The organism is Pedobacter sp. Leaf194 (assembly GCF_001423945.1).
Taxonomy (GTDB): domain Bacteria; phylum Bacteroidota; class Bacteroidia; order Sphingobacteriales; family Sphingobacteriaceae; genus Pedobacter.
Map to the genome: position 1 here is coordinate 331,530 of NZ_LMPU01000001.1, position 21,604 is coordinate 353,133.

The 21,604-nt window shown below is 39.5% G+C and carries 13 protein-coding genes; 10 read left to right on the plus strand and 3 right to left on the minus strand.

All coding sequences use genetic code 11. The features are described 5' to 3' along the window. The first annotated feature begins 96 nt into the window (after positions 1–96). From ASG14_RS01565 to ASG14_RS01575, 3 genes are all read left to right on the plus strand, one after another. Entirely contained in the window at positions 97–1,293 is a 1,197-nt protein-coding gene (locus ASG14_RS01565; protein WP_056869313.1) for an anhydro-N-acetylmuramic acid kinase, read from the plus strand. A gap of 66 nt (positions 1,294–1,359) precedes the next feature. Continuing rightward, positions 1,360–4,497 (plus strand): SusC/RagA family TonB-linked outer membrane protein, encoded by a 3,138-nt coding sequence (locus ASG14_RS01570; RefSeq protein WP_082491284.1) that lies wholly within the window; start codon positions 1,360–1,362, stop codon positions 4,495–4,497. 18 nt (positions 4,498–4,515) lie between these two features. Further along, complete coding sequence (locus tag ASG14_RS01575) at positions 4,516–5,814, plus strand: RagB/SusD family nutrient uptake outer membrane protein (RefSeq protein WP_056869314.1); 1,299 nt, start codon at positions 4,516–4,518, stop codon at positions 5,812–5,814. A gap of 41 nt (positions 5,815–5,855) precedes the next feature. Here ASG14_RS01575 and ASG14_RS01580 read toward each other — a convergent pair whose 3' ends face one another. Beyond that, a complete protein-coding gene (locus ASG14_RS01580) occupies positions 5,856–6,602 on the minus strand; it encodes a DeoR/GlpR family DNA-binding transcription regulator (RefSeq protein WP_056869315.1) in 747 nt (248 codons plus the stop codon). A 234-nt stretch (positions 6,603–6,836) separates the two neighbouring features. On the opposite strand from ASG14_RS01580, the gene ASG14_RS01585 reads away from it, so the two are divergent. The 4 genes from ASG14_RS01585 (at position 6,837) to ASG14_RS01600 (ending at position 14,821) form a co-directional block, all read left to right on the plus strand. Next, on the plus strand, positions 6,837–9,935 hold the full coding sequence (locus tag ASG14_RS01585; RefSeq protein WP_056869316.1) for a SusC/RagA family TonB-linked outer membrane protein: 3,099 nt from the start codon (positions 6,837–6,839) through the stop codon (positions 9,933–9,935). Positions 9,936–9,946: 11 nt separating this feature from the next. After that, positions 9,947–11,518: a RagB/SusD family nutrient uptake outer membrane protein gene (locus ASG14_RS01590; RefSeq protein WP_056869317.1), complete on the plus strand. Its 1,572-nt coding sequence runs from the start codon at positions 9,947–9,949 to the stop codon at positions 11,516–11,518. A gap of 10 nt (positions 11,519–11,528) precedes the next feature. Next, positions 11,529–12,344, plus strand: a complete 816-nt coding sequence (locus ASG14_RS01595; RefSeq protein ID WP_056869318.1) for a DUF4397 domain-containing protein — start codon at positions 11,529–11,531, stop codon at positions 12,342–12,344. Between the two features lie 83 nt (positions 12,345–12,427). Then, positions 12,428–14,821 carry a gliding motility-associated C-terminal domain-containing protein gene (locus tag ASG14_RS01600; protein WP_082491286.1) on the plus strand — a complete coding sequence of 798 codons (2,394 nt, stop codon included), beginning with the start codon at positions 12,428–12,430 and terminating at the stop codon, positions 14,819–14,821. 1 nt (position 14,822) lies between these two features. On the opposite strand, the gene ASG14_RS01605 is transcribed toward ASG14_RS01600, so the two are convergent. Further along, entirely contained in the window at positions 14,823–17,240 is a 2,418-nt protein-coding gene (locus ASG14_RS01605) for a TonB-dependent receptor plug domain-containing protein (protein WP_056869320.1), read from the minus strand. Positions 17,241–17,350: 110 nt separating this feature from the next. Then, positions 17,351–17,953 carry a porin family protein gene (locus ASG14_RS01610; protein WP_056869321.1) on the minus strand — a complete coding sequence of 201 codons (603 nt, stop codon included), beginning with the start codon at positions 17,951–17,953 and terminating at the stop codon, positions 17,351–17,353. 153 nt (positions 17,954–18,106) lie between these two features. Here ASG14_RS01610 and ASG14_RS01615 point away from each other — a divergent pair, with 153 nt between their 5' ends. The 3 genes from ASG14_RS01615 (at position 18,107) to ASG14_RS01625 (ending at position 21,524) form a co-directional block, all read left to right on the plus strand. Next, the gene (locus ASG14_RS01615) at positions 18,107–18,322 is read left to right on the plus strand and encodes a hypothetical protein (RefSeq protein ID WP_056869322.1); all 216 of its coding nucleotides are present in this window, start codon (positions 18,107–18,109) and stop codon (positions 18,320–18,322) included. A 163-nt stretch (positions 18,323–18,485) separates the two neighbouring features. Then, positions 18,486–20,177: a S41 family peptidase gene (locus tag ASG14_RS01620; protein WP_056869323.1), complete on the plus strand. Its 1,692-nt coding sequence runs from the start codon at positions 18,486–18,488 to the stop codon at positions 20,175–20,177. An 18-nt stretch (positions 20,178–20,195) separates the two neighbouring features. After that, positions 20,196–21,524, plus strand: a complete 1,329-nt coding sequence (locus tag ASG14_RS01625) for an alpha-L-fucosidase (protein ID WP_056869324.1) — start codon at positions 20,196–20,198, stop codon at positions 21,522–21,524. Positions 21,525–21,604: the final 80 nt, after the last annotated feature.

Genomic DNA, 21,604 nt, shown 5'->3' on the forward strand with positions numbered 1-21,604 from the left:
AACAAAGGTTATTTACTTTTATTGCAACTATTTCCTTAAAATTGGCTTAGAGGCACAAACAAACGTTTGATCGTTCTCGCAATAAATCAAGCAATTATGAATCTACAGTTAGAAAGACTCTATAAAAACGCAGGCAAAGATGAACGCTTAATTATTGGCTTAATGAGTGGTACCTCGATGGATGGTTTAGATATTGCGCTTTGCAGTGTTAAGGGAAATGGTGCAGAAACCCAGATACGAATACTCGAATTTGAAACTGGTGATTTTACAGATGATTTCAGGCAAAAAATAAAAGCTATCTTTTCTAAAAAGCAGGTTGATTTAGAATTGGTTTGCCTCATGAACGAGCATATAGCAAACACTCATGCCGAGTTAATAAACGATGCATTGAAGCGTTGGGGTTACACTGCCGCCGAAATTGATTTTATTGCAAGCCATGGGCAAACGATATTTCATGCGCCGAAGGCACAACACCAATTACACGATTACCCAAACGGAACTCTGCAAATTGGCGATGGCGATCACATTGCTGTAAAAACGGGCATTATCACTTTATCAGATTTCAGGCAAAAGCATTTGGCTGCGGGCGGTGAGGGTGCTCCGTTGGCGGTATATGGCGATTACCTGATTTTTTCGAAGAAAGACGAAGACAGGATAATGCTTAATATAGGTGGGATTGCAAATTTTACCTATTTGCCCGGAAACCTGAACGCCAGCGAAATCTTTTCTACAGATGTTGGTCCGGGGAACACCATGATGGACCAATACGTGCAAAAATACTATGATGTTTTCTATGATAAAAATGCCGTGATCGCATCATCAGGAAAATTAAATGAAAAATTATTTTTGGCATTACTTAACTGTAGGTTTTTTGATGGTGAATTCCCGAAAACGACAGGCCCTGAATTGTTCAATCTTAATTATTTGGCGTCAGCGCAAAAAGCCTCATCCACAGAAAACATTAACAAGGAGGATGTTATGGCAACACTTTGCCATTTCTCTGCCGAAACGATTTCAAACTCAGTAAAAAAATGCTTTGGAGATGCTGCTGCTGCAAATGTTTTTATGAGTGGCGGTGGAATGCATAATCCATTACTCGTTAATTTGCTTAAAGCTAAACTGCCTCAATCTGTATTTAGGAGCACAGAAGATTTAGGCATTAATCCCGATGCAAAGGAAGCCGTTTTATTTGCAGTTCTTGCTAACGAAACATTGTGCGGAAGCCCAATAAATTTTGGTAGAAGACAGGGCGTACCTTCCATTTGTATGGGTAAAATCAGTCTTCCTGAATAAAAAATTTTGTTTGCACGCAATTTTATTAAATTTGTTTTTATCCTAATCCTTACTAAATCCTAATTTATGGAAAAATTTTACCTTAAATGGTCGCCAAGGTTTTTTACAATTTTGATGGCCCCATTGCTGCTACTCTTATTTACAGAGGTGGCAGGCGCTCAAACAAAGCGCTATACTATTAGCGGAAAGGTAACTGAAGCAACAACGAAAGAGCCAATTCCTGGCGCAGTTGTAAAAATTTTAAATACAACCTTAGCCACAAGTACCGCCGCAAATGGAACTTACACTTTTGCTGTCGATTTGCCGGCCGGAAAGTACCAGGTTCAAATGTCATATGTTGGTTTTAAAACCTTAACGCAAACGGCAGATTTAGGCGCCGGAGATCAGGTGCAGCTTAATGGGAGTTTAGCAACAGATGCGGTGGGCCTCGATGAGGTTATCGTTACCGGAACATCACAAGGAACTACGAGAAAACAATTGGGAAGTTATGTGAGCACGGTAAAGGGCGACGATTTAAATAAAGCGCCAAGCGGAAATGTTCTAACAGCTTTGCAGGGCAAAACGCCTGGTGCACAAATTAGTCAGAACAATGGCGACCCAGCCGGCGGAATGTCGGTTAGATTACGTGGTATAAGTTCTGTTTATTCTTCATCAGAGCCACTTTATATAATTGATGGCGTAATTGCCAATAACTCTACAACCCGGGTAACCAATACCTCTGGTAATTACGATGGAAATAACTTTGTGGGTTCCATTGGCCAAAACAGGATGGTTGATATCAGCCCATCCGATATTGATCACATTGAAGTTTTAAATGGCGCAGCCGCTGCGGCAATTTACGGTTCGCGTGCAAATGCGGGTGTGATTCAGATTTTTACCAAACGTGGCAAAAGTGGCGCTACTCAGGTTACGTTCAATACCAGCCTAACCATTAGCGAACTGCGCAAACAAATTGAAGTTAACCAGGCGCCGCTAAAATTTGGTGGCTCGGTAGATGCTTTTACTCAGGATATTATTCAAACGGTAGGCACGCCACCAGCTTTGCTTACGAATACAACGCCGGTTACACGATACAATTATCAGGATTATATTTTCCAAACCGGTGTAGGTACAGATAATTCTGTATCGGTTTCTGGTGGTAATGATAATACAAAGTTCTACACATCTGCCGGTTACTTTAAAAACCAGGGCATTATTAAGAATACTGATTTTACAAGGTATAATTTTAAGGCAAATTTAGATCAGAAAATTAATAACTGGGCCAGGATGACAGCTGGTTTCAATTATGTACATAGTGATGCTAATGAAAAACCGGATGGTAACTCGTTCTTCTCTCCGATGAACTCTGTAACCATTATTGGTAATTTTCATGACATATTTAAAAGGGATGCCCTTGGCAATTTGCTGGCTGTTGGCGAGCGTGGCCGTGTAAATCCGGTATCGGTTATTGAAGACATAAAGCAGCGACAGTTTTCAAACCGCATTATTGCAAATACAGGCCTAAAATTAAATCCGGTTAAAAACTTAACTGTCGATTATACAATGGGCGTTGATAATACGATTCAAAACGGCACAACTTTTATCCCGCCCTTCGCGTATAACGTAAGCACAGGTTTTTATGGTGGCGGTGCGGGCTTAGACCCATCTTTAAACGGTTATGCAAGTGCGGCAAATGCAACCACAACCTTATTTAATAACGAACTGAACTTTACCTATGATGCGAAATTAACATCACTGTTAAGTTCTACTACCCAGTTGGGCGGTTCTTACCAGTATCAAAAAGACTTGTACAGCCTGCTTAACGGACGAGGTTTAGCGCCATTTGTTGAAACTGTGAACGGAGCAAGTTCAATTCTGCCAAATAACGACAGGAGGTCGGAATTTTCAATTTCCGGAGCTTATCTTCAACAGAACTTTAAATACAAAGATCATTTGTTCGTAACCGGAGCGGTACGTGTTGATCAATCGACTGTTTTTGGTGAAGATAACCGTACGCAATATTACTTAAAAGGTAACATCAGCTACGTGCCTTCATCTGCCGATTACTGGAAAGATTTTGGGGTAAGCTCATGGTGGAATGCCTTTAAAGTTCGGGCTGCTTATGGCGAATCGGGTAACTTAACGGGTATTGGTCCTTACGATCGTTTTAACGAGTACAGTTCGAGTTCTTACATCGGGAAAATTTCATTGGTATCAAGCGGTCAGCTTGCCAATACAAGTGTTAAGCCAGAGCGCCAGAAAGAGCTTGAAATAGGTACAGACATGGCTTTTTTTAATAACCGTTTGAGTTTGACTTTTAGCTGGTATAACAAAAACGTAAAAGATTTACTTATTCCGGTAGTGGTAGCACCGACAACTGGTTTTTCGAGTTTACTGGATAACGCTGGCTCCATCCGCAACCGTGGTTTCGAGTTAATGGTAAGCGGCGTACCTTTAAAAACAAAAGATTTCAGCTGGAATAGTACCGTTATTTTTAACAGAAACCGCAATAAAGCAGTTGGAACAGGTGGATTGAGATTATTATCTACAAATCCCGGAGCGCCAGTTGCAATTATTGACGGCCAGCCAATCGGTGTATTTTACGGAACTTTCTTTGCCCGTAAGGCCGATGGAAGCCTGCTTACCAATGCTGCCGGAATTCCTCAGCTGGAAAGAGGTACCCAAACATCAGCAACAACATTTTCACCACAGCGTGATGCAAATGGCCTACCAACAGGAACTACTTTGCGCAAGGTTTTAGGCGATCCAAATCCGGATTATACCGCATCATTTGTTAATGATTTTACTTATAAAAAACTGAGTTTGCATGTTCAGCTGGATGCAGTACAGGGCGGTGAAGTTTGGAATGCTGATTGGCGTACCAGACAAGGTGTTGGAAATGGTAAAGTTGCAGAACAGGAAGATTTAGGTCTGTTACCTCGCGGTTATATCGCTGGTGTGTATGCTACCGAAGAATGGCGTATTGACGACGGATCTTTTGTTAAACTAAGGGAAATATCTTTAAGCTACAACTTGGGTAAAGTTTCTTTCGTAAAAGATCTTACTGTAAACGTAAGTGGTAGAAATTTATTTAGCTGGGATAATTACAAAGGCTATGATCCGGAGTTAAACTCCGGCGGACAATCAACTATTTTAAGAAATATTGATTTTGGTTCGGTGCCAATTCCACGTACTTTTTCATTGGGCTTACAGGCTAAATTTTAATTCCAACACTAAATCATTATGAAAACTATCAACATAAAATATTCAGCTTTTTTAGTAATGGTTACGGCCTCATCGATGCTGTTTTCATGCAAAAAAGAATATAAAGACCCAAACGGGGCAATTGCTGCCGATGTATTGGCTTCATCAAAAGGTTTAACCGGCGTTTCTGTTGGCCTGCAGAGAGTTTATACCGTTAGCAGGCCGGGTTTGCTTTTCAATTCGATTGCCGCGAACGGCTTTGTAACTAATGAAGTGTTTCTTCTAAATTCGGGAAATATCCCCGAACTGCAATTAAGCACCGGAGGAAGCGCAGTAGATGGTACAAATTCGATTCTGCTAAACTTGTGGGCTAATGCAAACAAAATTGTTTACGATTCTGATAACGTGATAACCAATGCTGCAAATCTTGCAGATAAAAACTACGCAGCTGGGTTAATTGCTTACTCGAGTATTTTTAAAGCGCTTGCGATTGGAAATATGTCTCAGTTTTGGGAAAAGGTGCCTTCTGGAATCGGCTCAAACGTTACCTTCATCACCCGCGTTGAAGGTTTTAACAAAGCGATTTCTGTAATAGATAATGCAATTTCTGTAATTGCGGCAAACCCTGTGAGTGCTACATTTTTAGCGCAAATTCCGGCAGGTTTAGATATTACGAATACCCTGTATGCGTTGAAAGCCCGTTATGCTCTTTTTGCCGGAAATTATCCGCTGGCCTTGGCTGCCGCTAACCAGGTAGATTTAACGAAAAGATCGGCATTTAACTTTGATGCCATCACCTTAAATCCAATTTTTGAAGTGGCTACATCAACGAATAATGTTTTTCAGCCAACAAATGCAAATTTAGGTTTAACCGGTTCGTTTACTCCAGATCCGGCTGATAAACGTATTCCATTCTACACTTCAACCGCGGTAATTGCACCTGCTGTGCGCATAAGTGGTTTTGGCGCAGCGGCCTCAACAGCCTTCCCGATTTACCTTCCGGGTGAGATAACTTTAATAAAGGCTGAAGTTTACGCCAGGCAACCAGATTTACCTAATGCTTTAACAGAGTTGAATAAAATAATAACCAAAACTGCTGCGGGCGATCCGTTCGGCGTTGGTGCAGCTTTGCCTGCTTTGACAGGAAGTTATAGCCAGCAGCAATTATTGGATTTAATCTATCAAAACCGCTGTATCGAATTGTACATGTCTGGTTTAAAACTGGAAGATATGAGAAGATTCGCAAGGCCAACATCAGAAAGGAAGCGTAATTTCTTCCCATATCCGTTTCAGGAGCGTGATAATAATTCAAACACACCTGCAGATCCATCATTTTAAGCAAAAAGGTTCCGGTATAAAACCGGAACCTTTTTTGCTAATTATAGGATATTCAAATTTTTTACAACATACCTCGATATCGAATCATGGTCCGCGTCCAATTCGGTGATCAGGTAACTTATACTTTCCATCGAACAAACTTTTAGTCGCAAAGAAATATCGAGTTTCTCTGATATACACAAAACCGCCGATTTTTTCGAAGCCGCAAGCATTGCTTTTTTTAGCTGGTTAATTTCCCAGTCGGTATCTGTTAAACCTTCTTCCGGATGTATAGCACTGGTTCCCATCAGGCATAAATCAACTTTAATTTCCGAAAGTTGATTAATAACATGTCCACCGTAGGTTATTTGCGAATTTTTTGAGAATAAGCCGCCAATCAAAATAACTTCTATGTTGCTGTATTTAGCAAGTTCTACGGCAACCAACGGACTTATCGTAAAAAAAGTAGCGGCAAGGTTTTCTGGTAATTGTTTAACAAATTCAAGAATGGTCGTTCCCCCGCCGGTTAAAACAACCATACCATCTTTAACCAGAGTGGTTGCTTTTTTGGCGATGATGATTTTGCTTTCCCGGGCATAAACCGTGCTGTCATCAAAAGAAGAATGGTAAGACTTAGACAATGCACCGCCATGAACCTTAAAAAGCAGGCCCTGATCAACAAGTTCCTGTAAATCCCTGCGTATCGTATCTTCCGAAACGTTAAGTAAATGAACTAAATCAGAAGTAAGTACCCGGTTGTGCAGATTGATCTGGCGCATGATGAAGTCATGGCGTTCCTTTTTGAGCATATAGCGTTTGGTTTACACGAATGTAAAAATAATTTTCAAATACGTGCGTGTTTTTGCGGTTTTCTGCAATTAAATACTGTAAGTTGTAAATAAAAATGTTAGTTGTTTGTTCTTTTATTGAAAAACATTTATGATATTAGCTTAATATTGAAAAACGTGCGGTATTGTGCGTGTTTTTGGCAAAACAAACTAACTACAAACAACTAAACATTTTACTAACCTTATTGGCAGTTTATGAAAAAAAAGCTACTCTTAATTTTTATCGGTACGTTTTTGTTGCTGGCTCATGCCATAGCGCAACAAATAACCGTTACCGGTAGGGTTACGTCGCCTGACGGACCGATACCGGGTGTTTCCATTAAAGTTAAAGGTACCACGGTGGTTACTCAAACCAGTGGAGATGGTACTTACTCAATTAAGGCATCCAGAACAGATGTTTTAACATTTTCTTATATTGGTTTTGCAACAGTTGAAAGAACAGTTGGATCCAATACAACAATTAACGTTGCGCTACAGTCGGACGCAAAAGGTTTAGACGAGGTTGTGATCACAGCTTTGGGTAATACGGTTAAGAAACGCGAGTTGGGTACTTCTCAACAAACGGTTTCGGGCGCTGCAATTGCCGAAACTCAACGCGAAAACTTCGTTAACGCTTTACAAGGCCGCGTTGCCGGGGTTGAGGTTACAAGTTCTTCTGGTGTACCGGGAGCATCATCTTCAATTACAATTCGTGGTGTAAGTTCTATCAGCGGAAGCAACCAGCCTTTAATGATTGTTGATGGTTTGCCAATTGATAACAAGACATTAAACACTTCGGCATTTGTTTCTGACGCGAGTTCTAACACTGCCTTTAGCAATCGAGGCGTAGATTTTACAAACCGATCGGCAGATATTAACCCTGAAGATATTGAAAGTTTGGTGGTTTTAAAAGGTCCGGAGGCAGCAGCACTTTATGGTATTGATGCGGCAAATGGTGCTATCGTTATTACTACAAAAAGAGCAAAAGCAGGTGCAGGCGCAATTAATTACAGCAACAGTTTCAGAGTAGAAACAACAAGAAAATATCCTGAGTTACAGAAAGAATATGGCTTGGGTGGCCAGGGTATACCAAACTCTGTTTCAACCCTTAACAATATCTATCAGTATTTTGGGCCTGCCTATGCGCCCGGAACGCAGTTTTATGATAACGTTAAAGACTTTTTTCAAACAGGTTTTACTCAAAAGCACAATTTATCATTTGAAGGTGGTTCAGAAAAAGTTAACTACCGTATTTCAACATCTTACACAGATCAGGGTGGTGTAGTTCCTAATTCAGCTTATCAACGGATAAATTTAACAGGTGCATCTCAAGGCATTGTAAACAGTTGGTTAAAAACCGATTTATCAATGAATTATAGCTATTCTGTTAACGACCAGCCTTTAAAAGGTAGTATTGGCCCATTGTTAGGATTATTAGTTTGGCCACAAACGGATGATGCAACAAATTACATAACCGCCGCTGGTACAAGAAGATTATTGGCATTCGGTTCTGCCGGGAACGCTGAAATAGATAATCCTTATTTTAACGTTAATAAAAATATCATCAATTCAAAAACGAATAGAATTATTTCCAACCTGGGTTTAACTATTACACCTTTCAGCTGGGTTAACATTAAATCTAATGTAGGTATCGATTCATATACGAATCAAAACTTAATCGTTCGTCACCCGGAAAGCGCTTCAGCATTTAGCCGCGGTGGAACAATAGATGTTGCGAATGACATTACCAGAAACATCAATTTGCAAAACTTAATTAATTTTGAGAAACAAAAGCTTACTGAAGATATTTCATTTGATGCTACTTTAGGTAACTCATTGCAAAATCTAAAGTCGAATGTAGATGCAGGTTATGGAGAAGGGTTTCTTGATCCAAATTTCAACTCGTTAAACAACGTTGCAACCAAATTGGTTAGAACTTCAATCAGCCAGCGCCGTTTGGTAAGTTTCTTTGGTAGAGCCACGTTCGATTTCAGAAACTATTTATTTTTAACAGGAACAATCAGAAATGACCGTACATCAACCATTCCAATTGACAGATATTCTTTCTGGTATCCATCAGTTCAAGGTAGTTTTGTATTCACAGATGTGCCTGCATTTAAGGCGTTGAAAAACGTATTTTCGTACGGTAAGTTAAGAGCAGCTTATGCAAATGTTGGTAAGGATGCCAGACCATATGCTTATGTGCCGACCTTAGAAAACAAAACAACTGCAGGTGGTGGTTACGGATACGGTTTTACAGGACCAAACCCTGGGTTAAAACCAGAATTCGCGGAATCTTACGAGTTTGGTGCTGAGTTTGGCTTCTTCAATAATCGTTTAGGTTTGGATGTAACTGCTTACCGTAAAGAAACTACAGATCAGATTGTAAACGACATCAGAAGCAGTTATGCAACCGGTTTTATTCTGTTAAACCTTAATGGTGGTTCTACCAGAAACCAGGGTGTTGAAATTACCTTGCGTGGAACGCCTGTTAAGACTAAAAACTTCAACTGGGATGTGTTAGCGAACTTTGAATCGGCAAAAGGAAAAGTTTTATCTTTACCTAATGATTTGCCAGAATCTTACGTGTCTGACACCTGGTTATATGCAAACGTGCGTAACGGTAATACGCCGGGCTTCTCAACCAGATCATTAACAGGGCTTTTCTACCTACGTAATAACCAGGGTCAATTGTTGATAAATCCAACCTCAGGTATTCCTGTTCGTTCAACAACTTTCCTTGAAGGCGGTTATGACAGACAGCCAGATTTCTCGATTGGATTAACCAATACTTTCACTTACAAAAATATGTCGCTCTCTTTCTTGTTGGACATTAGAAAAGGTGGCGATGTATTGAATGCAACACAACACTTCCTAACCACTTTAGGCTTAAGCACCAATACGCTTGATAGAATGACGCCAAGAATTATTCCTGGAGTATTACAGGATGGAAGAGAAAACAGCGCTAATCCAACGGTAAATAACATTTCTTTCGTTCCTTACTACCAAAACGGTTTTTATTCATCAGTAAGTGAGGAATTATTTATCGAAAAAGATATTAACTGGATAAGATTGCGTGATGTTACCTTTAATTACAGACTTCCACAAACCTTGCTTAGCAAACAAAAATTCGTTAAAAGTGCAAGTGTCTTCGTAACTGGTACCGATTTGTTTTTGATTACAAACTACACAGGTTTAGACCCGGTTGTTAATGGTAATACAGCAGCAGTTGGTGGTTCAGGGGCAGCTGGTATCGATTATGGTAACTTCCCGATGCCGATTGGTTTAAACTTTGGAATTAAGATCGGATTATAATAGAAAAGATTATGAAAAAAATATATTTAATATTGCTAACCGGACTTCTGTTCACTGTTAGCAGTTGTAAGAAATATCTGGATGTAAATACCAATCCAAATGCACCACAAACGGTAACAGCTAACTTATACCTGTCGCCGATGATACACTGGATGGTAACTGCTCCACAGTACGATGGAAGGTTTATTGGCAGATATACCCAAAACTGGACATCAACTTCAGCCGGTACAACCTGGGATTTACAGGGTTACGATCCGGTTTCGGATAATGGCGCCGAACTTTGGAGAGATGTTTATTGGAGTTTAGGCCAGAATTTGGTTGATATGAACACCAAGGCCGAAGCAGAACAACGATGGGATTTATTAGGTGTTGGTCAGGTAATTAAAGCTTGGGGATGGCAATCTCTAACCGATGTTCATGGGGAAATTATTGTTAAACAGGCAATCGATCCAACCAAATATGTATTCGATTATGATACACAGGAATTTGCTTACCAGGAAGTTCAGCGTTTGTTGAACGCTGCCATCGCAAATTTGCAAAGGACTGACGGAGCCGTAGATGCCGCTTTTTTAGGAAAAACAGATTTAATTTATAAAGGCGACCGGTCTAAGTGGTTAAAACTTGCATACGCAATGCTGGCTTTAAATTTAAACCACTATAGCAATAAATCGACTTATAAACCTGATGATGTTATTGCTGCGGTCGATAAGTCTTTCACCAGTAATGCAGATGATGCGCTAATGGCTTATCCTGGTGTAACTGGTAATGATGACAGAAACTTCTTAGGTCCAACCAGGGGCAATATGCAAACTTACAGACAAACATCATTTATAGTTAATTTGATGAATGGAACGCAATTCACTGGCGTTACAGATCCTCGCATGAGCCGTATGCTTGCACCAGCACCAGATGGCGTGTACAGAGGTATTGTTACTGCCGCAGGAAACGCATCGTTTGCTGCAAGTCAGTTACCGAATAACTTTTGGAATTTAGCTTCTATCTCAGCTCCGCCAGCCAATACACAGGGAAGATATATTTTCTCTGATAAATGTAAACTGCCGGTAATGACTTATTCTCAGCTACAATTTATTAAAGCAGAAGCTGCATTCAGAAAAGGCGATAAAGCAACAGCCTTAGGCGCATATACAGCTGGTGTATCTAGCCACATCGATTTTGTTAACGCGAGAAATATTGAAGATAACCAATCGCCAACGCAGATTACGAGCGCAGAAAAAACAGCTTATTTGAGTTCGCCGTTAATTATCCCTACAAGCTCTGCCGATTTAACTTTAACGCAGATTATGTGTCAGAAATATATTGCCCAGTGGGGTTGGGGCCATCTGGAAACTTGGATGGACATGAGAAGATACCATTATACGGATGCAGACCCGGCAACCGGTAAACAGGTTTATCTGGGTTATGTATTTCCAACAACATTATATTCAGATAATGCGGGTAAACCGGCATACAGAATTCGTCCGCGTTACAATTCTGAATATGTTTGGAACCGCACAGCCTTAGGCGTTATTGGGGGTTTAGCAACCGATTATCATACTAAACCAACCTGGATCGTTCAACCTTAATTAGCTCGTTATGAAAATAAAATATTTAGGTATACTGGCCGTAACACTGGCATCAGTATTTAGTTTTTCTTGTAAGAAAGACAATTCCATACAAGTGATTGATTTGCCTTTAGATGCTGCAAATAATGCAAGGATTAAGTATTTCAATTTTGCTGCCGGAGCACCTTCAGTAAACTTTTATGCAAATGGTGTTAAAGTATCTGGCATTTTAAGTGCTACAGGCGCTGAAAATACCGCTGGTACAGGTTATGGAGCAGTATATCCTGCTTCTAACTACAGCGCAATAGCAGGTGGTACATATAAAATCAATGGTATTATTCCATCAACAGCTTCCGCAAATGCGAACGTTTCTATATCAGAAATTAGCCCAGTTTTAGCTAACGGCAAATACTATTCTTTTTACACAAGTGGAATTTACAATGCAACCACTAAAACTGCTGAGTCGTTTGTATTGGAAGATGTATTACCGCCGACCTCTGCAAGCAATATGGTTTCATATGTGCGCTTTGTAAATGCAATTCCTAATGGTACTGCTCCTCTGAATCTGGTTATAAAGAACTCAATTACAGCGGTTGAAACTGTAGTTGCTACAAATGTTGCTTATAAAACCGGGTCAGCGTTTGTTGCTGTGCCAATTGGAAGCTATGAACTATATGTAAGATATCCTGGCTCTTCTACTAATATTATCTCTAGAAATGGAACAACAAACGGAGTTGTAAGTTTTTTCGGCGGACGAACCAATACCGTTGGTGCTCGTGGCGACCTGACAATAACATCGGCAACGGCTGCTAACAGGCCATTGCTTGATAATACAGCTAACCAGTAATTTGGCAGGCAAATGATTTAAAGTCCCGATGCAAATCGGGACTTTTTTATTTAAACGAATTTTAAATATTTGTATCTTGTTGTATGATGAAATTTGTTTGGATTTGCTTTATTTCCATTTCATTTTGCCTTAAAATTAAAGCAGCAACTTTTACAGTTTTAAACAACTCAAATGCTGGTATGGGGTCTTTGCGCCAGGCAATCTTAGATGCAAATGCAAATGGAACAGCCGGAACAGATAACATTATTTTTAATATAACTGGAGTAATCGCTGATGATGTAACAATCAGTTTAACCGAAGAGCTTCCTGTGTTGAGTTCCAACTTAGTTATTGATGCAACAACCCAGCCCTCATCATTTTTCGGCAATGCAAGTATTAAGATTAAACTAGTAAGAGCATCGAGCGCTTTTTACAGCGGTTTAGTCATCGATGGCATAGAAAATGTAGAGGTCTACGGTATATACTTCAGCAATTTTATTTCACAAACCGGCATTCCGGCCGATGAGCGTAAAGCAGGCATATTTCTTAAGAATGCAATGCACATCATTATTGGTGCACCAAACAGGCAGAATTGTTTTGGCGGAAACTATACGTCAATTATTTCTCCAACCACACCAAGCAATTTAGACGACATTACAGTTTCAGCAAACATTATCGGTTTAGATCCAACAGGTTTAACAATTGTAGGCAATGTTGTAGGCATTGATTTGAGTTACCTGAAAAACTCCATGATTGGCGGGCCAAATGCCAGTTTTGGAAACTTAGTTAGCGGCAATATAAACGCAGTATCGCTCGGCGGCTTAAGCGGTAACATAAACGTTTCTTTCAATATAATTGGCTTGGATGCTACAAAAACAAAGAGTTTTCCAGCAGAACTTGCTACCGGTATTTTTGCAAACGGGCAGAATGCAAAGATTATTATTGCCGATAATTGCATTGCATCTCAACAAAAAGGAATTATGCTTGATAATGTAAAAAGTGGCTATCAAATAAAGCGGAACAATATTGGTACTGCTTTATCTAGCCAAAACTTTGGCAACAACAAGTTTGGAATAGAGCTTTATAACTGTGGCGCAGGAGTGGTTGGTGGTAGTTTAATTTCCGACCAAAATATAATTGCATACAATGAACAGGCCATACAAGTCGATTTTTCTTATCCCGTTTCAATATTAAAGAACAGCGTTTATTGTAACAAAAAATCTGCTATAGAATTTAAAGACTTGCCAGATGGAAAAACCATTTCACAATCGAAAATCGATTTAATCACCGCTAATTCGGCGTCTGGCGTTTACCTCCCAAATTCCATAATAGAATTATTTTATGATGATGAATGTCCGGATTGCCAAGGTAAAAATTGGGTTGCAACTTTACAAACAGATGCAAATGGAGCATGGCAATATAATGGACCGTTAAGCGGAGGTTTAACCAGCACCGGAACCAATCCTGATGGTGCAACTTCTGGATTTTCTAAACCACTTATCTCAGAAGCATCTAAGAAAATATTCGATGTATTCTGTGGTGCTTCAAACGGTAGTATCACAAATTTAACCATTAGCGACGCGAGTGTTTTTAATTGGTACAACGCCGCCAACGAACAAGTTGGCAATGCAAAGGATTTAGTAAATGTTCCGGCTGGGATCTATTATTTAAAAGCCAGCCAGCCCGGAGGTTGCGATGTTTTATCAGCAAATTACACCATTAAAAATATTAACATCAGTTATAAAGTTAAAACCAGTAATACTTTGCCTGCAAGCTGCAACGAAAAAAATGGCGCCATCTCAATCATAAGCTATGAAACAGAAAAGCCAACAAACTTTAGCTGGACTGATGAAAACGGAAACATTGTTGGCAATTCTGAAAACCTCAGCAATGTTTTTGCGGGCAACTACACATTAATCGCTTCTAATGGCAATGGCTGTACCAATATTGCCGGAACTTTCACGGTTGGCCTCACCGAGCTACCGATAATCAACCTTGGTAAAATGCAGCAATCTATTAGTTGCGATGGCAAAACTGTAAGCGCTACAGGAATTGAGATTGTTGGAAATACGGCGCCTTACGCGTTCAGCTGGATGAATACAAGCGGCGAACACGTTTACCAGGGTTTAAATATACAGGGCGTGAAGCCAGGCAAATATACTCTGATGGTAACAGATAAATTCAGCTGTGTGGTTAGCACCGAAAGTATAGACTTTACCCAACTCCAAAATAGTGTTTTGCAGGTGCCGAACTCAATTACACCAAATGGAGATGGCATAAATGATACCTGGAAAATTGCAGGCGCAACAAATTACCCGGCGGGAGAATTTTCGATATTTAACCGAAACGGCGATAAAATCTTCTATTCCAAAGGCTATGCTAAAGAATTTGACGGGACAGATAATGGGAAACCACTTAACGTTGGCGTTTACTATTACTTAATAGATCTAAAAAATGATTGTGGTAAATTGAGCGGAAGCTTAACGATTTTGAAGTAATTTATTTAACTTCAAAATTATAAACAGCCCGGCCGATTTGCCCGTCAGCGTTAATGCCCTCGATTACAATTTTATATTTCCCCGTATAATCAGAATTGAAAAAGCTGATTTCTGTCTTTTTATCAGTTGAGGTAATTACATGCGGGTTCCAATAAACAGCTTTCCTAAGATCTTTATTACTAATGTTTTTCACATCGTAAGCAGGTGAATAAAACTCCTTCCAAGTCTGATAACCTAAAACGCTAAAGGGATAAATACCTTTAGTTGTTTTACTTAATGCATCGTTTGAGTGATTTTTGCCTTTTTTGGACGTGATAATCAAGACTCCATAAGCAGTATTATACAAAGCGGATGATGTGCCTTTCAACACCTCTACACTCTGAACGTCGTTAGGGTTAATGTCGCTGATGCTAAAACTTTCCTGATCAACCGATATTCCATCAAAGATTACCATCATTGGCAATGGTGGTGGAGGTATCTTTTGTCCTGGATCGGGAAATTCTCTGGAATATATTTTTCCTTCAAATGTTTTGAGGCCATTTATGTTGTTTATTAAATAAGTACTCAAATCGTGGGTTGTCTCCAAATCTTTCGCTAAAACAATTGCGTCTGCTTTATCGGGTCCGTTCAAATTTGCCGATTCTTTAACAGGTGTTGCTTTTTTTGCAATAATGTTTATCTGAGCAAGGCTAATACCTTTTGATTTGAGATATAAGTCATCGAGTTTTTTGTTTTCAGCTGATAAAGAATCGGTCATTATGTTAACTTCTTGACGCTGATCGGGTCTCGTTATTTCTTCCTGATTATCTTCTAAACCAAAAACCTGAATTTTGTAGTTCTTCTTTTCCTTTGCAGTGTTTGTAGAGATAACAAAGTTTGCCGTGTCGATAATATTTAATTCTTTGAATATAAAGTTGCCTGCTGTATCGGTTTTGGTTTGCAATATGTTTTTTGTTAAGCCCGATTGAAATAGCGTTACATCGCCGTTTACATATGGTTTACCGCTTGCCAACGTTACTTTTCCCATTGTTTCATTATCAATAGTTTCTGTATTTGATATCCCAGGCAAATTTTTCGAGAGTTTATCCCGCCAGGAAAATCTTCTCCAGCCTTGGGTAAGGAGCAGATTATCCAAATTTCTGGCTCTATTTTTTTCATCTGCCTTTCCGAAATAATAGCCTGGCTTTTCAATATAACCTCTCAAATCTGTGGTCAGCAATAAATCACTGTAGATCGAGGTTTCGTCATCATCATCCGAAGCGTAAATTGATTCATTGTAAACTGAAATTGATAGACTTCCGATATCCGCTTTTCCATCGGTGTTTTTTAAATTGACCGGGAATGTGACGGGGTCTTTTTTATTGTATGCTGATTTAATTTCAGCCTCAATTTTGAGTAAATCGTGATTGTTGCAAAAGCTTAATCGCTCTGCAACGGGCAAACCATCGGCGCCGAACAAAGTAAATTGGACAATTCCCGTATAAAATTTGGTTTTCGGTATCGATGTGATAAATACATTTTCCGATGGATTTACTTTCGCTACATAACGTGTAATTCCATCCTGTGCACCTATCAAAGTTAGCAGACTTTCATTTGATAGTTCAGGGCTCCAGGTTATTCTTAACTGCAAACTATCAGTCGAGGAATTCACCTCCATTATATAACCATTAGGCTTTGAATCGGGTAATTGAAAGCGTTGCTTCTGATTTTCAAAAATTTCTGCAAAATATCTTCTTCCCGGTTCAGGGATAAATTCAAAACGGCCCATTCCCAAATGCTCAGAAGTAATCGTAGAAACGGTTTTACCCTTATCATCTATAATTGTTCCGCTTACATTTACGCCTAGTCCGTTTGCGCCAATCGCTTTAAATGCAACTCTAGATTTTAGGCCTGTTACCAAGTCTCCGCCTTCGGGGAAGCAAGTCAGGCTGGTAGTTTGTTTTGATAGCCTCTGTGTTTCGTCAGGTCTGTTTTTAATTCTAAAACTTCGTCGATAATAGAAATTTGAGCCATAATTTCTCATCAAATTGGTATATGCCCTTAAAATGTAATTTCCTGTTTTTAAAGAATCTGATAAGGTTAGATAGCCATCCGCCAAACCTACATTAAGTTTGACTTTTGCTTGCCTGATTATTTTTCCATCAGGATCGATCAAATCTACAGTTAAGCTTTTTGATGCCGTTGAAGGGCGATTAAGATTTGCATTCAATGCATATGCTTTAAACCACAGCGTGTCGTATGCCATGTAAAATGGCTGGTTTGTATGAATGTGAATTTTCTCAATAGGGTTTTTATCGAGGATTTTTTTATAAGCAAGAAGCTTGTCTACTATATTTTCTTGTGCACCCGATACGATCCTCAACGATGTGAGCAAAGAAATTAATGCAAGCTTAAAAATAATTTTAGAGTGTTTAGTCATTAGCGTTATCGATAGAGCATATAAACATAGCTAATCACACATAAGCAAACAATTATTCTGAAACAAAAAAAGGCGGCCAATTGGCCGCCTTTCATATTGATTAAATTTCTTTACAAAATCTTAAATCCTAGACTTAACTGGAATAAGTTTGGTGTTTGCTTATATTTTTCGCTTTTGCTAATGTTTGTTAAACCAGCTTCGTAACGTAAATCAACAGAAATTGCGCCAACATCTACGCCTGCTCCGGCTTGTATGCCAAAAGCTTGGTTTTTGTAGTTGTCAAAATCTGTAGCCTGTTGGTAAGCGGAACTGAAAGTAGAACTGTCATCTAAAATCAGCGAGAGTACAGGGCCAGCCATTACCCTTACGTTTAGGTTTTTGCTGCCAAACTTAGTTCCCAATAATACAGGGATATCTAAAGTTGTGAATTTCACCTTTCCTTCTGCAGCAATTTCGGTGTTACTGTTGTTTGTAAAGCTGATAAATTTATTGCCTTTGCTACCAATATAAGCTTCGGGTTGTACATAAAAACTGGCGCCACCAATGCGTGCCCATGCACCTACCTGGTAACCTAAACGGTTTTCTTCGCTGGCGAAATCGGCGTTTATTTTAGCAAGATTTACGCCTGCCTTAATTCCTAAATTAAAGGTCTGCGCCTGCGCCGTTGCCCAACCAACGGTTAAGAATACAATAGAGAAGATAAATTTTTTCATTGTGTTTAAGTTTAAGGGTTATTTTCGTTTATAACGCACTTTTAACACAATTATCATGCTAAAATAAACACAGGCGCATTTTTTTGTGTTTTTGATTTAAAAACATGTCAATCAAACAATAATATTTTTACTTTTGTAGCAAATCAAATTAAAATGGCAAACTTTCAACTCACGGCAGATAACGCAGAAAAAGTTAAAATTAAGTTTTTAAGAAAGTATCGCGATCTTGTAGCCGAGCCGTTGGATTTTACCCCTGGTAACGAAGATAAGCTAGTTGCCGACATAATGCGTCTGGTTAAACGCGATCGTACCTACGTTGAATTTACGCTTCAAAAAGCCCTTGCCGATACAAAAGGCAACAGACTATAAATTTTTACTTCGTATTTTTTGTTAAACGCTAACGATTAAGTTACCCGTTTAGCCATCTACCTTCTTTTTAATCTTTGTCTCTTTTTGTACATTTACAGTACGGAATTGGTTGATTTAGACATAAGTTTACTTCGGCTGCGCTTAGCATTAAAAACAATAAAGGATGAAGAAAATTAAATACCTGGTCATTGCAACTGTTTCAGCCATTGCAATTTTATCCTTTTCGTTTAAAGAAGATTTATTTCTTGTTTCAAAAAACCTCGATATTTTTGCTTCCCTCTACAAGGAAATTAACATAAATTATGTTGATGAAACCAGTGCGCCGGAATTGATGAAAACTGGTATTGATGCAATGCTCGAAAGTCTCGACCCATATACCGAGTATGTGCCAGAGTCGGAAATTGAAGACTACAAGTTGAAATATGTTAGTACGCAATACGGTGGTATCGGCGCCGGAACGGTTATCATCGATGGAAAGCTTTTTGTTAATGAAGTAAGCGAAGGCTATGCGGCTAATAAGGCAGACGTCAAGGCAGGCGATCAGGTTACCAAAATCAATAACATTGAAATTAAAGGAAAAGATAGAGCGCAAATAAGTCAGTTACTCCGTGGGCCGAAGGGAACTCCGGTCGATTTGACGATAATTCGGGAGGGTAAGGAAATCATAAAAAAAATTACCCGTGAAGAGATAAAACAACCCAATGTTTCCTATTACGGAATGGTTGGCGATGGCGTAGGTTACATTCGCCTGGATAAATTTCTCGAAAATTCTGGTCAGGAGGTTAGAGATGCTTTGCTAAGTTTAAATAAGGAAAACCCCAAGGGAATTGTGTTGGATTTGAGGAACAATGGTGGCGGTATTTTACAGGAAGCTGTAAAGATTGTAAACCTTTTCGTAAACAGAGATCAGCTTGTGGTTACCCAGAAGGGTAAAAATGCAGAGAAAACAATAAGCTACAAAACTCAGGTTCCACCAGTTTCCCCTTCGGTGCCTTTGGTGGTTTTGGTCAATACTAATTCAGCTTCAGCCTCCGAAATTGTTGCCGGTTCGCTACAGGATTTAGACAGGGCAATTGTTATCGGACAGCGCAGTTACGGAAAAGGATTGGTGCAGCAAACGTTTAATCTTCCTTATAATAGTTTGGTAAAAGTAACGGTAGCTAAATATTATACGCCGTCTGGCCGGTGCATCCAAAAGTTGGATTATGCCCACAGAAACGCAGATGGCATTGCAGAACGTTTTGCTGATTCTACTATAGCCATGTATCAAACCAAAGCCGGCAGAAATGTTTATAGTGGCAATGGCGTATATCCAGATGTTGTTGTAGAGGCAGCAAAATTAAGTCCGATTACGATTACAATGATTAATAAAAGCATGTTTTTTAACTATGCAAACCTTTATAAAAGGGAAAAGCCTGAAGTTGCATCAGCCAAAACATTTCAAATTACAGATGCTGATTATGCGGCATTTGCAAATTCGCTGGCCGATAAAGATTTAAGCTACCAAAGCAGAACCGAGCGGTTATTAACTGAATTGCGGTACGAGGCCGATAAGGAGAATAAAACGGCAGAGGTGAAAGCAGATTTAGAAAATTTGAAGAACAAGCTAATCTCTGCAAAGAAAGCCGACTTGGCCAATCACAAAGCAGAAATAAAAAGAGTACTGGAAACACAAATTGTTAGTCGCTATTTTTATGAAAAGGGAAGGATTGAACAAAGTTTCCAATACGATAAAGAACTTGCGGCGGCAAAAGCGGTCTTCAATAATCAACAGCAAATGCTTGCTATTTTAAAAGGCGATGGCAACTATAAGGTTATTGGCAAGCCTGCTAAAGAAACGACAAGCATCGATTAAGTAGTTAAACAACATGCTATGAAAAAATTATCTCTGGTTTGCATTGCGCTTTTGTGCCTTGCCAGATTGAACGCACAGGAGTACAAGCCCTCTGCAGCAAATTTAAAACAAAGGGAATGGTTTAACGATGCCCGTTTTGGCATGTTTATTCACTGGGGGCCTTTCAGTATTCCCGGCGCCGGCGAGTGGGTAATGAACGAGCGGAAAGTCACGGTGGAAAACTATAGCCGTCTGGAAAAATTTTTCAATCCGATTGATTTTGATGCGGAGAAATGGGTTAGCACTGCAAAAAATGCAGGGATGAAATACATCACCTTAATCACCCGTCATCACGATGGCTTCAGTATGTGGGATACGAAATATTCGGATTTTAACATCATGAATACGCCCTACAAGAAAGATATAGTTAAAATGATGGCCGATGAGTGTCATAAGCAAGGCATTAAACTCTATCTCTATTATTCGTTGCTAGATTGGCGCCGCGAAGATTATCCGCATGAAACCGGTAAAACCGGCCAGTTCAGCGGGCGGAAAGGTCATGGCGATTACGCTACCTACCTCCAGTTTATGAAAAACCAGCTCACGGAACTGCTTACTAATTATGGTGAAATTGGTGGAATTTGGTTTGATGGACATTGGGACCAGACCGCTCCGGAAGGTGCTGCAGACCGAAGTTCGCGTATTGATTGGAAATACAACGAAATTTATGGTTTGATACATCGGCTTCAGCCACAGTGTATGATTGGCAACAACCACCATATGACACCATTTGCAGGTGAAGATTTTCAAATGTTTGAGCAGGATTTGCCCGGTGAGAATAAATCAGGCCTCAGTTTCCAGCAAGCCAGTGCGCATTTACCATTAGAAGCTTGTATTACCATAAATGGCTCATGGGGTTTCAATTTAACCGATACGAGCTACAAAAGCAAGCCCGCGTTAATCCGCACATTGGTTAAATCGAGCAGCTTGGGCGCTAATTTATTGCTTAACATCGGGCCAATGCCTAATGGTGAAATCCAACCTGAATTTATAGAGCGCTTAAACGGAATGGGCGAATGGCTTAAAACTTATGGCGAAAGTATTTACGGCACTACAGCCGGATTTGTAAAGCCTCAATCGTGGGGTAGTGTAACGCAAAAAGGCAATAAAGTTTATATACACATTTTAGACCCTAAAAACGCATCAGTTTTATTCGATAAATTCCCTTTCAAAAAAATAACAAAAGCTTATTTACTGAAAGATAAATCAGCTGTAAAGTACAGCTTAAAAAATGGTTCGGCAGCTATAACAACGGGTTTTTCTAATACTGAAATTGATAATGTTGTTGTGTTGGACGTTGCAAACTAGCCTCTGCATTTCTTAAGTTTCAGGCAGAAAAGTAAAACGTTTTTGCAATATTTTACTTTCTTTGTGCTCTTTACCGTTTA

What these genes read in the sequence shown, in the direction of transcription:
- ASG14_RS01590 (WP_056869317.1), top strand. Translation starts at nt 9,947, where the DNA reads ATGAAAAAAATATATTTAATATTGCTAACCGGACTTCTGTTCACTGTT.
- ASG14_RS01610 (WP_056869321.1), bottom strand. Translation starts at nt 17,953, where the DNA reads ATGAAAAAATTTATCTTCTCTATTGTATTCTTAACCGTTGGTTGGGCA.
- ASG14_RS01600 (WP_082491286.1), top strand. Translation starts at nt 12,428, where the DNA reads ATGATGAAATTTGTTTGGATTTGCTTTATTTCCATTTCATTTTGCCTT.
- ASG14_RS01595 (WP_056869318.1), top strand. Translation starts at nt 11,529, where the DNA reads ATGAAAATAAAATATTTAGGTATACTGGCCGTAACACTGGCATCAGTA.
- ASG14_RS01565 (WP_056869313.1), top strand. Translation starts at nt 97, where the DNA reads ATGAATCTACAGTTAGAAAGACTCTATAAAAACGCAGGCAAAGATGAA.
- ASG14_RS01580 (WP_056869315.1), bottom strand. Translation starts at nt 6,602, where the DNA reads ATGCTCAAAAAGGAACGCCATGACTTCATCATGCGCCAGATCAATCTG.
- ASG14_RS01575 (WP_056869314.1), top strand. Translation starts at nt 4,516, where the DNA reads ATGAAAACTATCAACATAAAATATTCAGCTTTTTTAGTAATGGTTACG.
- ASG14_RS01570 (WP_082491284.1), top strand. Translation starts at nt 1,360, where the DNA reads ATGGAAAAATTTTACCTTAAATGGTCGCCAAGGTTTTTTACAATTTTG.
- ASG14_RS01585 (WP_056869316.1), top strand. Translation starts at nt 6,837, where the DNA reads ATGAAAAAAAAGCTACTCTTAATTTTTATCGGTACGTTTTTGTTGCTG.
- ASG14_RS01615 (WP_056869322.1), top strand. Translation starts at nt 18,107, where the DNA reads ATGGCAAACTTTCAACTCACGGCAGATAACGCAGAAAAAGTTAAAATT.
- ASG14_RS01605 (WP_056869320.1), bottom strand. Translation starts at nt 17,240, where the DNA reads ATGACTAAACACTCTAAAATTATTTTTAAGCTTGCATTAATTTCTTTG.
- ASG14_RS01625 (WP_056869324.1), top strand. Translation starts at nt 20,196, where the DNA reads ATGAAAAAATTATCTCTGGTTTGCATTGCGCTTTTGTGCCTTGCCAGA.
- ASG14_RS01620 (WP_056869323.1), top strand. Translation starts at nt 18,486, where the DNA reads ATGAAGAAAATTAAATACCTGGTCATTGCAACTGTTTCAGCCATTGCA.